This window comes from Streptomyces sp. NBC_01384 (genome assembly GCF_045040035.1).
Taxonomy (GTDB): Bacteria; Actinomycetota; Actinomycetes; order Streptomycetales; family Streptomycetaceae; genus Streptomyces.
On record NZ_CP109559.1, the window covers coordinates 3,432,355 to 3,444,787 of the forward strand.

Below are 12,433 nucleotides of genomic sequence, written 5' to 3' on the forward strand. Positions count from 1 at the left end.
ACGGAGACTCCGCGACGCGCGGGGTGGCGCGCGCGGCCTCGGCGGCGCGTACGGTGACGCACGGGGTCGGCGCGGGACGGGCCGGCCGGAGGCCGGCCCGCCGGTCAGTGCAGGGGGACGGCGTAGTGCAGGCCGCCCCGGGTCCACAGCTCGTTGAGTCCGCGCGGCACGGCCAGTCCGGAGGCGCCGCCCAGGTTCCGTTCGTAGATGTCGGCGTAGGTACCGACGGCGTCCAGGACGCGCGCCGCCCACTCCTCGTCCAGGCCCACCGCGGGGCCGTGCGGTCCGGCGAGCCGGGCGGCCTCGTCGAGTGCCTCGGCCCGATGGCCCTCACCCGCCTCGTCGACGTGGTGCTCGGCGGCGGTCAGCAGTTGCAGCACCCAGCGGCACAGCCGGTACCAGTGCGGGTCGCCGTCCCGGACGGCGGCGCCCATCGGCTCACGGGAGATCGACGTGTCCAGAACCCGGTGGTTCCACGGGTCCGGCAGCGCGGCCCGCTCGCCCGCAAGGGCTGTCCGGTCCAATACGTACGCATCACACTCGCCGCGCGCGTACGCGGCCAGCGTCTCGGCCGGCGTCGGGAAGGCCACCGGCCGGGCGGCCGCCAGGCCCCTTCTCCCGTACCAGGCAGCCAGGTTGGCGGCGCTGGTGGTGCCGGCCTGCACGGCCAGCCGGGCCCCGGCGAGCTGCGCCGGATCGTCGATCCCGCTGTCCGCGCGGACCATGAAGCCCTCACCGTCGTAGCAGGTGACCCCGGCGAACAGCACCGGCCACCCCGCCTCACGGCCCAGGGTCCAGGTCAGGTTGCAGACGGTCAGCTCGGCCTCGCGCGCCACGAGCCGGTCCAGCCGCTCGGCCGGGTCGGACGGCAGCCACTCGACCGCCTCCGCGTCCCCGAGCGCCGCGGCCGCCACGGCCCGCGCCACATCGGTGTCGAGCCCCGCCCAGCGGCCGCCCTCGCCGCACCGCGACAGTCCGACGATGCCCCGGCTGACGACGGCCCGCAGCGCACCACGCGCACGGACCTCGCCGAGGGTCGGGAACGGGGACGGGGAGGGGGAGGGAGCCGAAGCAGCCGTAGATAGTCGGGTGCTGATCTCGGTCGCGGTACTCATGACAGACTCCACTGACGGACTCGGACGAGTTGTTCGCGGTCGAAGCGCCGTTCGTTGTAGGCGAGCATGTCGATCAGGCTCTGCGCGGAGAGCGGCCGAGCGAACTCGGCGTCCTCCGGTTCCAGCGGCATCGCGCCGGCCCGCGCCCACCGCAGCAGACCGTGGGGGTCGACGTACGCGCGGGACGCGTTGGCGTTGTCCTGGTGCAGGCAGAACGGCACGTCGAGGTGGCCGCGGGCGAAGGCCCCCACCAGCGCGGCGCCCACCGTCGGGGCCAGTTCGAGGGTGCTGTCCACCAGCATCCGGGCCTCCTCGTACAGGCCCGTCGCGGTGGCCTCCACATGCTCGGGATGCTCGGCGGCGTCGACGGCGACGGCCGCGGCGAACTCCAGTGCGTCGACGTTCTCGGCGACGGTCGGGATTCGGAACGCCTCGGCCGGGGTCTTCACGATCAGCCGCTCGGTCCCGCTCCGCACCGCGAGGCGTGCGCTGTCCTCCAGAATCCGGAAGGAGCCCACCGGGGTGCGCGGGTAGACGCCCATGTAGGTGTAGAGGACGACATGCCAGTCGGTGGCCCCCAGCCGCTCGCCCGCCAGCCGGCGCAACGCGGCCAGCGCCTCCAGGTCCTGGGCCTGGTTGGTCTGCTGGGCATAACTCAGGGAGATGCTGGTGAGGCCGTGCTCCCGGAAGAACAGCGCCTCCAGCACACTGAGCGCCACCAGCAGGCTGGGCGGGCACAACTGGCCGAGCATGCAGCCGCCGAAGCTCTCCAGATGCATCTGCTCGTCCTGCGCCGCGAGCAGATCGCAGCAGCGCGACCAGGCGTCGACGGCCTCGGCGAGCGGCGCCCTGCTGTAGGGGAGGCAGTACGAGACGGGGCCGCCCTCGGTGGCGTCGATCCCCGCCTCCACCATCGCCTGGAACAGCGGGTACGGAAGCGCGGATCCGTGCCTGACCTGGACCGGGAAGTCCGCTCCTGTCAGCCCGTCGAGCATCTTCCGGGTGGCCCGCGGACCATGGGCTACCAGCGGGAAACCGTTGAGTTCGGCGCCGGTGCGCAGCGCGTCACGGGCGGAGTCGTGGTCGTTGACCCGGGTGTAGCTGTCCAGGGTGATGGTGCCGACGGCGGTGGCCTGGGCGGCGCGGACACCGCGCAACCCCTCGCGCATGACGGGGAGTTCGGCGAACCCCATCCGCGGCTGCACGACGAGACGGCCGGCGTCGGCCGCCCCCCGGACGAACGAGGAGAAGCGGCTGCGCGTCGGGCCGGGAGCGGTCACTTGACCCGTGTGACCCTGCGCGGTCGCCTGTCCCTGCGTCGACGCCGGGCCGGCGTCGACGCGTCGCTCGGGCGCGGGTAAGGGTGCGGGTGCGGGTGCGGCGTTCATGCTGCCGCACCCATCGGTGACAGCTCGGAGGCGTGAGACGCCCCGGCCCCGGAAACGCCGGCGCCGACGCCCCCGCTGACCCCGGAGAGCGCGGGCCGGGCGGCCGGCTCCAGCCCGGCAAGGAATTCCTGGAAATCCTGAAGTCCGCCCTCGGACTCGAATACCGCGTCGAATCCACCCGACACGAGTTCCTGGACGAACCCGATGTTCTCCGCGCCACGGACACCGAGTTTCCCGCCGATGACGACGCGCATGTCCGCGAGGTCGGGCGCCTGGCGTATCTTCCGGATCAGCCGGAGGCCGTCGAGGTGCCCGTGTCCGTTGACCGTGCTGATGACCAGGACGTCCGGGCGCTCGGTGCGGCACTCCTCCATGATGAGCTCGTCGGGCACACAGGCCCCCAGATTGCGCACCTCCCCACCGTGCTCTTCGAGCAATAGTTGGAGAAACACGAGGTTCCACATATGCGCGTCGGAGGAAACGCTCGACACGACGAACTTCCTACCTTTACGCACAATGTTGTTCGACACGTATTCCTCCTCCGTAGCATGACCAGCGGACTGCGAAAATCATGTCCGGACGTGTGCAAGGGCGTCCAGGGAAGATCCCCCGGAATACGCGATGCCGGGAATCACTGTGTTCGATCAACGAACTTGGGCCGGACGGGGTTGGTCGTCCCCGAGGTTCGGTCGTCCCCGGCGTGGGTCGGACCGGAGGTGGGTCGGACCGGGAGGTCGGTCCGGGTCGGGAGGTCGGTCCGGGTCGGCCTGATCCAGCCCCCGCCGGCTACCGCGTCTCGTCGGCAGTACCGCCTCCGGTCAGCTGTCGGCCGTCGTGGCGTACTCCCCGGCCATGCACTCCATCGTCTGGTCGATGAACAGCCGCATCTCACGACTGAGCCGTCGGCCGCGCCGCCATGCGAGCTGGGTGTAGACCTCGAACGGCGGGTCCCAGGCCAGCTCGCTGAGCGAACCCGCGGCGATGTCGTCGGCCACGGTCATCGTGGGCAGCAGGCTCACGCCCAGCCCGACCGTGAGGCCCCGCTTGATGGACTCGATGTTGCCGAACTCCAGGAACGGCACCGGCTCACCCGTCCCGTCGTTCAGTTCGGCCTCGAACAGCTCTCGGTAGGCGCAGCCGGCCTCCGGGGCGAGTACCTGCACCTCGCGCAACTGCTCCAGGGTGACCTTCTCCTCCCCGGCCAGCGGATGGCCGGGCGAGGCCACCAGGACCAGCGGCTCACGGCCCAGCACCTCGTTCTCCACACCCGAGTGCCGGGTCTCGGCCTCCATGAGGAAGCCCATGTCGAAGGTGCCCTGACGCAGCGAGTGCAGGGTCTCGGCGCAGAGACTGGGCCGCAGCACCAGGTGCACCAGCGGATAGCGGTGGAGGAAGAACTCCAGCACCGGCGGCATCCGGTAGGAGGTGACGCTCTCCATGGTGCCGATGGTGAGGACACCCGAGGGCTCCCCGTCGCCGAGCGCGACACCGCGGGCCTCACCCGCGAGCGACATCATCTGCTCGGCGTAGGGCAGCAGCCGCCGGCCGGCCGGGGTGAGCTGGATCTTGCCCGTGAGTCGTTCGAAGAGCTCGACCCCGAGCGATGTCTCCAGGCCCTTGATCTGCGCCGTCACACTGGACTGCGCGTACTTGAGCTCGGTGGCGGCGCGAGTGAAGCTGAGGAGTGTGGCGACCTTGTGGAAGGTCGTCAGCTGACGGATGTCCAAGGTGACTCCAAGGCGAGTTCGGTGGAGGGTGACCGGCGAAGGTGACTCACCCGCGTACGGACCGGCCGGGGCCTCACGGGGTGACCGAGGCCGGTCCCTGGTTGTCCGCGACGGTGACGGTGCCGGCGGCACCCCCGTCGGCGGTCACCGACGTCCCCGCGGCAAGACCCAGACCCAGCCCCAGGGCCAGGGCCGCGGCGGTGAGGAGACCGGTGATTTCCTTGAACCCGCTCGGCTTGTTCCGCATGTCTTGCTCCCCCTTGAATCGGTGAGGTTCTCGCTCGGCTGCACCGATACTCGAACCGCCCCTTCCCGAACCGTTCCCCTCCCGTTCCCGCCCCCGATACCGCCGTTCCCGCACCCCCGGGAACGCGCCGCTCCGCCCCGGGAACGCGGGGTTCCGGGGGCCCGGAACCACTCCGCTCCCGACCCTGGGAAGCCGTTCCCGGCCTTCGGCACGCCCCGCTCCCCGCTCCGGCGAGCCGACCCCGCCCCCCGTAGCCCCCACCCCCCCACTCCCACAGCCCTCCGTTCCCGGCCGGTAACGGAGGGTGCCAGCCCATGGGACGACCGCCTATGATCTCGCCGGGACGGTAGGGGTACCGACAGGGGTCCGGCATGAACCGGTGACATGGTCCGACGACCGCCGCGACCGGCAAGGGGGGCATGTGGAGAACGAGGAAGGCAAGCGGCCGCAGCCGATACGCTTCAACATCCTTGGTCCACTGGAGGGTTGGTCCGGTTCGTCCCGGCTCCATCTTGGCGGCGCGGTGCAGGAACGCGTTCTGGCCACGTTGCTGCTCGAACCGGACAGACTTGTGCCGGTCAGCCGCCTCGTCCAGGCCGTCTGGAGCGACGCGCCCCCGACGACCGCCGCACACCAGGTCCGCAAGGCCGTCGCCCACCTGCGCCGGCGCGTCCCCGGCGGCAACGGGCTGATCCTCACCGAAGGCCCCGGATACCGCGTATCGGTCGACGACACCCGGCTCGACCTCCTCGAATTCACCGGCCGCACCGCCGCCGCGAGCCGTGCTGTCGCCGAGGGGCGCGCCGCCGACGCCGTCGCCGCGCTGCGCCATGCCCTCGCGCTCTGGCGCGGCCCCGTGCTGTCCGGCATGGACGGCCCGGTGATCGAGGCCGCCGCGACCGCCCTCAATGAGCGGCACCTCGCCGCCGCCGAGCAGCTCCTGGAACTCCGCCTCGGCCTCGGGGAAGCCGCCGAACTCATCGCGGACCTCCGCCGCTTGATCTCCGACCACCCGCTGCGCGAGACGCTGCGCGGCCATCTGATGCTGGCCCTCTACCGCAGCGGCCGCCAGGCCGAGGCGCTGGAGGAGTACGGCAAGGTCCGCGAACTCCTCGTCGAGGAACTCGGCATAGACCCGGGCCGCCCCCTGACCCGCCTCTACGAGGGCATCCTCCGCGAAGCCCCCGAACTCGCCGCCCCCGAACGGCCTGCGCCCCCGGCACCCCCCACCCCGCAGCCCGAGCCGGCTCAGCCCCCCGAGCCCGCACCGTTACCCGCGTTCGTCCCCGGCCCACCCCTTGGTGCCGGCACGCCCGCGCGCTCCTCACACACCGCCGCGGCTCCCACCGCGCCCCCCGCCCCCTGCACCCTCCCCTACGATCTCTCCGACTTCACGGGCCGCCGCGAGGACCTCGCCGCCCTCCTCGCCTGCATCCACCGAAAGAACGATTCTTCGAACTCGTCGAGCTCGTCGATGAATTCCAACGCGGCGGACGCGCCCCCGCAGCACACCACCATGGTCGCCATCGACGGCATGGGCGGCAGCGGCAAGACCTCCCTCGCCGTGCGCGCAGCCCGCCAGGTCGCCGACCTCTTCCCCGACGGCCAACTCCACATAGACCTCCAGGGATTCACCCCCGGCGAGCGCTCCGTCACCCCGGCGTCCGCCCTCGACAGCCTGCTGCGCGCGGTCGGCACACCCGCCGAACGCATACCCGACGACACCGAGGGCCGCGCCGCGCTCTGGCGGTCCACCCTCGCCGACCGCCGCGTGCTGCTCCTCCTCGACAACGCGCACGACGCCGCCCAGATCCTGCCCCTCCTCCCGCCCGCCCACGGCTGCCTGGTCCTGGTCACCAGCCGGTCCCGCCTGTTCGACCTCGACGGCGCCGAATGGATCTCCATCGGCCCCATGTCCCACGACGACGGCGAGCAGCTCCTCACCGAGATGCTCGGCACCGCCCGCGTCGCCGCCGAACCGAAAGCGACGGCCGAACTGGCCGAACTCTGCGGCCGGCTCCCGCTCGCCCTGCGCATCGTCGCCGCCCGCCTCCGCAACCGGCCCCGGTGGACGGTCCAGTACCTCGTCGACCGCCTCCACGACGAGACGCGCCGCCTGGAGGAACTCAGCGTCGGCGAACGCAGCGTCGCCGCCACCCTGCGCCTGTCGTTCCAGGCGATGGACGAGGAACACCGCGCCGCCTTCCGGATGTTGAGCCTCCACCCCGGATCCGACCTCGACGCCCATTCCACGGCCGCCCTCCTCGGCATGGACCCGCACGGCTCCGAGGCCATACTCGAGCGCCTCCTGGACGTCCATTTCCTCCAGCAGCCGGACATGGGCCTCTACCGATTCCACGATCTGGTACGGAACTTCGCCCAGAGCCAGGGCGGCCCCGCCACCGAACGCGACGACTCCGAGGCCGTCGAACGCCTCCTCGACTACTACCTGGCCGCCACCGAGGAGGCCTGCCAGCTCCTCTTCCCCGGCCGCAAGCGCAGCTCCACCGGCATCCCCACCTTCCCCGGCGAACTGCCTCCCCTCCCGGATCCGGAACGCGCCGCCCAGTGGTTCGACCGCGAGCACAGCAGCCTGCTCTCCGCCGTCACCCTGGCCGACCGCCACGGCCTCGACCGCCACACCGTCGCCCTCACCCGGAACATCGTCTTCCGGCTCAACGCGCGTGGACGGTTCGAGGACTTCCGGGACCTCAGCCAGATCGCGGTGGCCGCCGCCCGCCGCCTCGAGGACCTCGCCCTGCTCGGCGTCAGCCTCTCCAACCTCGGCGTCGCCTGCTGGAAGCTCGGCCACTTCGACGAGGGCATCGAGGTCGTCGGCGAGGGCCGCGACATCGCCCTGCGCCTGGGCGACAAACACACCGAGGCCCACAGCGAGTCCACCATCGGCCTGCTCCTGACCGTGCTCGGCCAGCACGCCGAGGCCCTCCCCCACCTGGAACGCGCCATCGCCCTGGAACGCGAACTGGACATCCCCCGGTCCGAGGCCGAGACCCTCACCAACCTCAGCACCCTGCACGAACAGTGGGGCAGATACGAGGAGGCCGCCGCAGCCGCCCGCCAGGCCCTGGCGATCCACCGCGATGTCGACCACCGCGACAACGAGGTCATGGCCCTCACCGACCTCGCCTTCGCCCACGTCGGCCTCGGCGAGTACGAGGACGCCCGCACCTGCCTGGAACGCGCCCGCGACCGCTGCGACGACTCCAGCCCGCCGGGCGACTTCGCTCTGGTCCTCGCCCTCTCCGCCGAGGTCGCCCAGTGCCTCGGCCAGTACGCCGAGGTCGAAGCCTATGCGGAACTCTCCCTCCGCCTCGCCCACGCCGGCGACAGCCCCACCCGGCAGGCCAAGGTCGAGAACCTGATCGGCCGACTCCACCTGCGCCGCGGCGAGTACGACCAGGCCCTCGACCTCCACACGCACGCCCACGAACTGGCCTCGGCGATCCGCTACCGCGCCGAACAGGCCCGCGCCCTCACCGGCATGGCCGCCGCCACCGAAGCCCTCGGCGACCCCGTCGCGGCCGCCGCCCACCGCACCGCCGCGGCCACCCTCTTCACGTTCATGGACGCACCGCCGTACCTGGACCCGACACCGCTACCGGCCCCTTCTCCGGCACCGGCCGAGACACCACAGCAAATAGCCTGACGCCGCAGCCAGGCCGGACAGTTGAAAACCGGGGTCCAGGGTCCGGGGTCCGGGGTCCGGAGTTCTCCCGCTAACCCGTCCACCGCCGCCGCACCGCAGCGATCCGCTCCGCCACCTCGTCCGGCGTCGCCCCGTCCACCACCACCTGAACGGCCCGCCCGCCGACCAGGTCCCCGGCGTCCGTGCCGACGCGCGCCCCACCCTCGGGCACCGGAAAGACGTCCCGCGGGTGTGCCGCCACCCCAGCGGCGGCCCCCTCCGGAAGCGCCACCCACGCCAGAGCCGCAAACCGCGCCGTCCCCCCTGCCTCTGCCCTCTCCATCCTCCGCGGGGCCTTGCCGACCAGCGCCGCCAGAATGTCCCGTTCCGGATCGCGCCCCGTCGCCACCCGCATCAGCCGTGTCACCGGGTGCCCGCTGGGCCGCGGCCGGGACGACGCGATACGAGGCCCGCCCGAGGTCAGCACAACCCGCGTACGCGCCGGCCCCCACTCGTACCCGACCAGATCAAGCAGCGAACGCACGGTCGCCCGCACCCCGATCCGGTCCCCCTCCGACAACGGAGCCGGATACAGCAGATCCACCCCCACCGGCGCGGCGCTCCGCAGCGCCGTCATCCCGATCACCTCGTGCATGCCCTCACAGGTCAACGTCTCCACACTGACCTCCGGCCCCACCAGTAACCCCTCCCCCGACGACGGCCCCGCCCCTCCCTCCTCAAGCACCCGCCGCATCACCACCGGATCACTGAGCCTGCGCAAGGCCTCCGAACGCCCCGGCGAGACCGCCGGCAACGCCCGCTCCACCGCCCGATGCAGCACCTCGGACCCACCGAAATAGAAGATGTGCTCGATCCCATGGACGGCCCCGCACTCCACCAACAGCGCATGCAACGCGTCCAAGTCCCCCGTATCCACAGCGAATTGCCGCCCGACCCGCACCGACTGGCCTACGACGTGCCCTGCCCCCTCCCCCACCCCCGAAGCCACGTCCCGAACCGACCACGTCTCCAACCCCGCCATCACCGCCGCCTCGGCCACCCGTGGCTCCGGCTCGATCAACAACACCCGCCGCGCGCCATCCCCCACCGTGCTCTCCTCCCTCGCCTGGAGCCCGGAAGACTGCCACGCCTCCTTCCCGATGACCTCCCGTTCCGGTCCCTCCGTACCCCAACTCCCACCGCGCCGAGGCGAACCGCGCCCCGGTCCCAGGCGACGCCCTTAAAAGAACCGGGAAAAGAAACATCCCACCCGAGCACGGCCGACGGTTCGTCCGGCCTCCGGCAGCGGGCGAGCCGCTCGATCCGGTCCGGCGCCGGATCGACCTCACACGCGATTCCTTCGAGGACTGGGCAGCGGACGACCGCGTCCCGTGGCCGGAAGACCGTTATGGGCGGCCACGGCCCTGGCGAGCCTGGAGATCGGCGGCGCCGTCGAGCCCCTGTGTCGCGCCTACCGCGGCTGCCTGGAACGGCGGACCCCGGCCGACTGCTCCGAGCCCGGCGGCATCCGCTGGGCCCTGACGGAACTCGGCGCCCGCACCCCCGTCGTCCCGCCGCACACCGCGCGCCTGCGCGCTCGCAGTAATGAACCGCTCACATGTTGAACCAGAATATTGATCACAGAGCTCCCACCTGCGAAGACTCTTGTTCTGGGGATCTCATCCAGCACGCATCCAGCACGGTGGACCGCCATCCAGCACGACCCGACGACCCAGCCGTTGTGTACACATGGGACACTCGGTACTCTTGAGCACATGACGCAGCCGCTGCCCATAGAGTCCATCCGCGATGTCCGCGCACACCTGGCCGAGGTCGTGGAGCGGGCCGACCGCGACGACGTGCCCACGGTGATCACGCGCCGAGGCAAGGAAGTAGCCGCCGTGGTGTCCATCGAGGTGCTGCGGAAGTACCAGGAATGGGAAGAGCGCGAGATCAACCGAATCATCGACGAGCGCATGGCGAGCCCGGCGGCCGGAATCCCGATCGAGGACATCATGAGGGAGACGCTGGCGCGCAGTGAGTGAGTACCGCACGGTCTTGCGGCCCGAAGCGCAAGCCGAGCTGCGCAAGATCCCCCGGGATATGGCCCTCCGCATCCTGGCCAAGCTGACGGAGCTGGAAAGCGATCCGTTGGGCTTCAACACCACAGCCCTTGCATCCCAGCCCGAACGCCGTCGCCTACGCTTGGGTGACTACCGCGTCGTCTACACGATTGATAACGGTGAGCTGGTGGTCTGGGTCGTACACGTCGGGCATCGCTCCACGGTCTACGACACCTGATTCCCCCTGACTCGATGTCAGAAAATCCAGCACCGATCCAGCACGACCCGGCTTATGGGCGACCCGCGTGACAATCAGTCAGACCGACGAAAGTCGAACACCTCATGGCCATCGTAGAAAACCACCTACTCACTGCAGGCAGGGGGTCCGGGCAGTCGGGCCGGTGCCCTTGTGCGTGACGACGACGGACTCGATCCAGACGCAGCCCGACGCGGTGGACAGCATGTCGCCATAGCTGCCCGGCGGGGTGTTGTTGCTCCACTCGGAGTGGACCTCGGCGCCGTCGGCGGGGCGGTGCGCGGCCAACCGCACCGTATACAGGGAGGGATTGCTGTAGTAGGCCGACGCCCAGACTGTCCCACATTTGTTGCTGCGCCGCAGCCGCAGATCGCCGAAGCGCTCGCCGCCGGGTAGGTCGAGAGGAACGGTCGTCACGGTGGAGGCGTCGGCGCCGCAACCGCGGGCCCGCGGGTCGTCTCCGTCCATGTCCTCGTGCGCGCCGGAAGGCTCACGCTGATCAGTGACGTGCTGGTTGGCGGCCTGCCAGCCATGTGGTGCGGTGGCGGAGCCGGGCTGCTGGGAGCTGATGGCGAACGCAGCGGCGACGCACCCTGTGGTGAGGGCGATGATGCCCGTGCCCACGAGGAAGGGCCGCCGACTGCGCCACCGCCCTGTGGTGGGAGCCGTTCGCCCGGCGGACGGGGCCGGGACAGTGTCCGAGGTGGCAGAGGCGGCAGGGACCGTGTCCTCCAGGACGGGACGGGTACGGGCGGGCGTCGCCTCACGCTCGTCCGCCGGTTCGTCGGCATGGAGGGCCTGCCGCGCCTGCCGCCACCGCTGCTCGTACGGGCCCGGATCGGCTCCGCATGCCTCGGCGAACGCCTTGACCACGGCAAGCGAGGGCAGTTGGGATCCTCTGGCCGCGCGCGAGAGCACCGAGGCCGAGTAGTGGGTGCGCGCGGCCATCTGCCGGTAGGTCGGTAATCCGGACGCGGCGCGCAGGTCTCTGAGGGCACCGGCCAGTTCCTCGACGGGCCCGGCCAGCGGATTGATCTCAACCTCTCGACGGCCCATGGCTCCCCCGATGGATTGATGCATTGATGCGTGGTCAGGCGCATCTGATACGCATCATGCCCATCAACCTCCGATCCCACTAGACCGTGGAGTGACCGAGACGGTGGAACGCCACAGGGGCTGCGGATTCATGCATTTGCGCGCTGCCCGCACAGCAGGACCACCCGAATCCACCAGGTCCACGACAGGCGGTTGGGATTTCCCAGCCGCCACCGCCGGCCAGCGGCGTCAAACGGGCGCCGGGATGGGAGAGTTCATGAGTCGCAGTACGAGGAGGTGCGGGTCAGCGCGGTCGTCCGCACCACCACTGCGCATCGCCGGGCGCGGTCGCCTGCGTACGAGCGTGACGGCGCTGCTTGCGGTGGTGGTCGCGCTTCTCCTGGGGAGCGTCGTCCTGCCGCAGCAGGCTTTCGCGCTCGGCCGGGGCCAGGCCTGCGTCTTCCTCGCGCCGAAAGGAGCCGGCGGATTCGGGCACGTCGGATGGGCCTTCCAGGAACCGCCAGGCGACCACTGGTTCTTCGGAGCGACGGAGGGCGCGGGCGGCGAAGAGGGCGGCCCGAACGCCCGCAAGATTCCTCCCGGTCAGCGCAACGGCGCATGGGTGGATACCGGCAACTGGCAGAGAGCGCTCGACACGTTCCGGAACGCGAAGGCCAACGAACATCCGGGCGGCTACTACAAGCAGTACACCTGCGCGTACGCGGCCCAGAGCGCGGTGCACTCCGCGGCCCTGCAAGCCCAGGCCAACGTCGGCAGAGGGTACGACCTTTTCGGCGACAACTGCATGAACCACGCCTATGACGTGTTGCAGGCCTACAACCTCACACTGCCCAGCCCGAACGACCCCATCTACATCAGCCCCTCGTGGGCGCCCAACCTCTGGGTGCGCAAGCTCTCCCGCACACCCGGCTGGAACGGGCTCAACTCCCTGTGAC

At 70.9% G+C, this 12,433-nt stretch carries 12 protein-coding genes; 5 read left to right on the top strand and 7 right to left on the bottom strand.

Going from position 1 to position 12,433, the window contains the following annotated elements:
• Positions 1 to 104 precede the first annotated feature (104 nt).
• The 5 genes from OG747_RS15550 to OG747_RS15570 form a co-directional block, all read right to left on the bottom strand.
• Complete coding sequence (locus OG747_RS15550) at positions 105 to 1,115, bottom strand: amino acid ABC transporter substrate-binding protein (RefSeq protein ID WP_405879928.1); 1,011 nt, start codon at positions 1,113 to 1,115, stop codon at positions 105 to 107.
• On the bottom strand, positions 1,112 to 2,395 hold the full coding sequence (locus OG747_RS15555; RefSeq protein ID WP_405879929.1) for a methylaspartate mutase: 1,284 nt from the start codon (positions 2,393 to 2,395) through the stop codon (positions 1,112 to 1,114). Before OG747_RS15555 ends, OG747_RS15550 begins: the two co-directional genes overlap by 4 nt.
• Positions 2,396 to 2,499: 104 nt before the next feature.
• On the bottom strand, positions 2,500 to 3,033 hold the full coding sequence (locus OG747_RS15560; protein ID WP_405879930.1) for a cobalamin B12-binding domain-containing protein: 534 nt from the start codon (positions 3,031 to 3,033) through the stop codon (positions 2,500 to 2,502).
• Between the two features lie 288 nt (positions 3,034 to 3,321).
• Positions 3,322 to 4,230: a LysR family transcriptional regulator gene (locus OG747_RS15565; protein ID WP_405879931.1), complete on the bottom strand. Its 909-nt coding sequence runs from the start codon at positions 4,228 to 4,230 to the stop codon at positions 3,322 to 3,324.
• Between the two features lie 73 nt (positions 4,231 to 4,303).
• Positions 4,304 to 4,477: a hypothetical protein gene (locus OG747_RS15570; RefSeq protein ID WP_405879932.1), complete on the bottom strand. Its 174-nt coding sequence runs from the start codon at positions 4,475 to 4,477 to the stop codon at positions 4,304 to 4,306.
• Between the two features lie 421 nt (positions 4,478 to 4,898).
• Between OG747_RS15570 and OG747_RS15575 the strand changes: the two genes are divergently transcribed.
• Positions 4,899 to 8,144, top strand: a complete 3,246-nt coding sequence (locus OG747_RS15575; protein WP_405879933.1) for an AfsR/SARP family transcriptional regulator — start codon at positions 4,899 to 4,901, stop codon at positions 8,142 to 8,144.
• 70 nt (positions 8,145 to 8,214) lie between these two features.
• Here the strand turns inward: OG747_RS15575 and OG747_RS15580 are convergent, their stop codons facing one another.
• Positions 8,215 to 9,231 (bottom strand): hypothetical protein, encoded by a 1,017-nt coding sequence (locus OG747_RS15580; RefSeq protein WP_405879934.1) that lies wholly within the window; start codon positions 9,229 to 9,231, stop codon positions 8,215 to 8,217.
• Positions 9,232 to 9,514: 283 nt separating this feature from the next.
• Here OG747_RS15580 and OG747_RS15585 point away from each other — a divergent pair, with 283 nt between their 5' ends.
• From OG747_RS15585 to OG747_RS15595, 3 genes are all read left to right on the top strand, one after another.
• Positions 9,515 to 9,748: a hypothetical protein gene (locus tag OG747_RS15585; RefSeq protein ID WP_405879935.1), complete on the top strand. Its 234-nt coding sequence runs from the start codon at positions 9,515 to 9,517 to the stop codon at positions 9,746 to 9,748.
• A gap of 150 nt (positions 9,749 to 9,898) precedes the next feature.
• On the top strand, positions 9,899 to 10,168 hold the full coding sequence (locus OG747_RS15590; protein WP_355985746.1) for a type II toxin-antitoxin system Phd/YefM family antitoxin: 270 nt from the start codon (positions 9,899 to 9,901) through the stop codon (positions 10,166 to 10,168).
• Positions 10,161 to 10,424, top strand: coding sequence for a type II toxin-antitoxin system RelE/ParE family toxin (locus tag OG747_RS15595; protein WP_405879936.1), 264 nt, complete (start codon positions 10,161 to 10,163; stop codon positions 10,422 to 10,424). Before OG747_RS15590 ends, OG747_RS15595 begins: the two co-directional genes overlap by 8 nt.
• Before the next feature lie 129 nt (positions 10,425 to 10,553).
• On the opposite strand, the gene OG747_RS15600 is transcribed toward OG747_RS15595, so the two are convergent.
• Positions 10,554 to 11,498, bottom strand: coding sequence for a helix-turn-helix domain-containing protein (locus OG747_RS15600; protein WP_405879937.1), 945 nt, complete (start codon positions 11,496 to 11,498; stop codon positions 10,554 to 10,556).
• A 343-nt stretch (positions 11,499 to 11,841) separates the two neighbouring features.
• On the opposite strand from OG747_RS15600, the gene OG747_RS15605 reads away from it, so the two are divergent.
• Positions 11,842 to 12,432, top strand: coding sequence for a hypothetical protein (locus tag OG747_RS15605; RefSeq protein ID WP_405879938.1), 591 nt, complete (start codon positions 11,842 to 11,844; stop codon positions 12,430 to 12,432).
• Position 12,433: the final 1 nt, after the last annotated feature.